Below are 3,115 nucleotides of genomic sequence, written 5' to 3'. Positions count from 1 at the left end.
GGGTGGGAGACCTCATCTCAAGGCAAGCTTCCCGCTTAGATGCTTTCAGCGGTTATCCCTCCCGAACGTAGCCAACCAGCCGTGCACCTGGCGGTACAACTGGCACACCAGAGGTTCGTCCGTCCCGGTCCTCTCGTACTAGGGACAGCCCCTTTCAAGTCTCCTGCGCGCGCAGCGGATAGGGACCGAACTGTCTCGCGACGTTCTAAACCCAGCTCGCGTACCGCTTTAATGGGCGAACAGCCCAACCCTTGGGACCTACTCCAGCCCCAGGATGCGACGAGCCGACATCGAGGTGCCAAACCATCCCGTCGATATGGACTCTTGGGGAAGATCAGCCTGTTATCCCCGGGGTACCTTTTAGCCGTTGAGCGACACCGCTTCCACACGCCGATGCCGGATCACTAGTCCCAGCTTTCGCTCCTGCTCGACCCGTCAGTCTCACAGTCAAGCTCCCTTGTGCACTTACACTCAACACCTGATTGCCAACCAGGCTGAGGGAACCTTTGGGCGCCTCCGTTACTCTTTGGGAGGCAACCGCCCCAGTTAAACTACCCACCAGACACTGTCCCCGATCCGGATCACGGACCAGAGTTAGACATCCAAAACGACCAGAGTGGTATTTCACCAACGACTCCACCCGAACTAGCGTCCGAGCTTCCCAGTCTCCCACCTATCCTACACAAGCCGTTCCAAACACCAATGTCAAGCTGTAGTGAAGGTCCCGGGGTCTTTCCGTCCTGCTGCGCGAAACGAGCATCTTTACTCGTACTGCAATTTCACCGGGTCTGCGGTTGAGACAGCGGGGAAGTCGTTACGCCATTCGTGCAGGTCGGAACTTACCCGACAAGGAATTTCGCTACCTTAGGATGGTTATAGTTACCACCGCCGTTTACCGGCGCTTAAGTTCTCACCTTCGCCAACCAAAGCTGGCTAAGCGGTCCCCTTAACGTTCCGGCACCGGGCAGGCGTCAGTCCGTATACATCGTCTTACGACTTCGCACGGACCTGTGTTTTTAGTAAACAGTCGCTTCCCCCTGGCCACTGCGACCCCCACCAGCTCAAGGTGCAAAACCCATCACCAGCAGAGGTCCCCCTTCTCCCGAAGTTACGGGGGCAATTTGCCGAGTTCCTTAACCACAGTTCACCCGATCGCCTCGGTATTCTCTACCTGACCACCTGAGTCGGTTTAGGGTACGGGCCGCCACAACACTCACTAGAGGCTTTTCTCGGCAGCATAGGATCATCCACTTCACCACAATCGGCTCGGCATCACATCTCAGGATACATACGAGGCGGATTTACCTACCTCGCTCCCTACATGCTTACCCCAGGACAACCATCGCCTGGGCTGGACTACCTTCCTGCGTCACCCCATCGCTTACCTACTACCCAATCAGGTCGAGCGTTCAGCCTCACACCAATCCCGAAGGACCAGCGGACTTAAGGACTCTTAGTATCAAGGGGTTCGATATGGGCGCATTGAAGCGGGTACGGGAATATCAACCCGTTGTCCATCGACTACGCCTGTCGGCCTCGCCTTAGGTCCCGACTTACCCTGGGCGGATTAACCTGCCCCAGGAACCCTTGGTCATCCGGCGCGAGGGTTTCTCACCCTCGATTCGCTACTCATGCCTGCATTCTCACTCGCACAGCCTCCACAACTAGATCACTCTGCTGCTTCACCGGCTGCACGACGCTCCCCTACCCACCAACAGCTCTTAGCTGTCAGTGCCACGACTTCGGCGGTGTACTTGAGCCCCGCTACATTGTCGGCGCAGAATCACTTGACCAGTGAGCTATTACGCACTCTTTCAAGGGTGGCTGCTTCTAAGCCAACCTCCTGGTTGTCTCTGCGACTCCACATCCTTTCCCACTTAGCACACGCTTAGGGGCCTTAGTCGGTGATCTGGGCTGTTTCCCTCTCGACTACGAACCTTATCGCCCGCAGTCTCACTGCCACGCTCTCACTTACCGGCATTCGGAGTTTGGCTGACGTCAGTAACCTTGTCGGGCCCATCGGCCATCCAGTGCTCTACCTCCGGCAAGAAACACGCAACGCTGCACCTAAATGCATTTCGGGGAGAACCAGCTATCACGGAGTTTGATTGGCCTTTCACCCCTACACACAGATCATCCCCCAGGTTTTCAACCCTGGTGGGTTCGGTCCTCCACCCAGTCTTACCTGAGCTTCAACCTGCCCATGCGTAGATCACTCCGCTTCGGGTCTACAGCATGCGACTCAAACGCCCTATTCAGACTCGCTTTCGCTACGGCTACCCCACACGGGTTAACCTCGCCACACACCATAACTCGCAGGCTCATTCTTCAAAAGGCACGCAGTCACATCACACAACAGCAAGCTGCTGTAAGCTCCTACGGCTTGTAGGCACACGGTTTCAGGTACTATTTCACGACCCCTCACCGGGGCACTTTTCACCTTTCCCTCACGGTACTCGTGCACTATCGGTCACCAGGGAGTATTTAGGCTTACCAGGTGGTCCTGGCAGATTCACACAGGATTTCTCGAGCCCCGTGCTACTTGGGATCCCCTCAAACAGTCGACAAGGTTTCGTCTACCCGGCTCTCACGGTCTACGGCGCCCCTTCCCAGAGGCTTCAACTACCCCACCGATTTATCACTGTTTGCAGCCCCGGCAGAGACTGCTAGAAGGTCCCACGACCCCGAACATGCAACGCCTGCCGGCTATCACACACGCCCGGTTTAGCCTCATCCGCTTTCGCTCACCACTACTCACGGAATCACATATTGTTTTCTCTTCCTACGGGTACTGAGATGTTTCACTTCCCCGCGTTACCACCAACCGCCCTATACATTCAGGCGGAGGCAACACCACATGACTGGTGCTAGGTTTCCCCATTCGGACATCCCCGGATCAACGTCTGGTTGGCGACTCCCCGAGGCTTAACGCAGCCTCCCACGTCCTTCATCGGCTCCTGATGCCAAGGCATCCACCGTGTGCCCTAAAAAACTTGGCCACAAAGATGCTCGCGTCCACTATGCAAATCTCAAACAACAAACAGCAAACCAGCTCGCGCCCCAAAACCATTGAAGCGTCCGCTGGCCCTGTCTCCGAAGAACCGGTCGCCCGTTC

Annotated in this window: 1 rRNA gene; it reads right to left on the bottom strand. The window is 56.5% G+C overall.

Annotated elements, in window-relative coordinates:
• Positions 1 to 2,999: ribosomal RNA gene (locus tag ABN273_RS58965) — 23S ribosomal RNA — on the bottom strand; the annotation flags it as partial.
• Between the last annotated feature and the right edge of the window lie 116 nt (positions 3,000 to 3,115).

This window comes from Nonomuraea sp. B19D2 (assembly GCF_040137845.1).
Taxonomy (GTDB): Bacteria; Actinomycetota; Actinomycetes; order Streptosporangiales; family Streptosporangiaceae; genus Nonomuraea.
The sequence above is the reverse complement of the archived record's forward strand: the minus strand, read 5'-3'. Positions and strand labels throughout refer to the sequence as shown.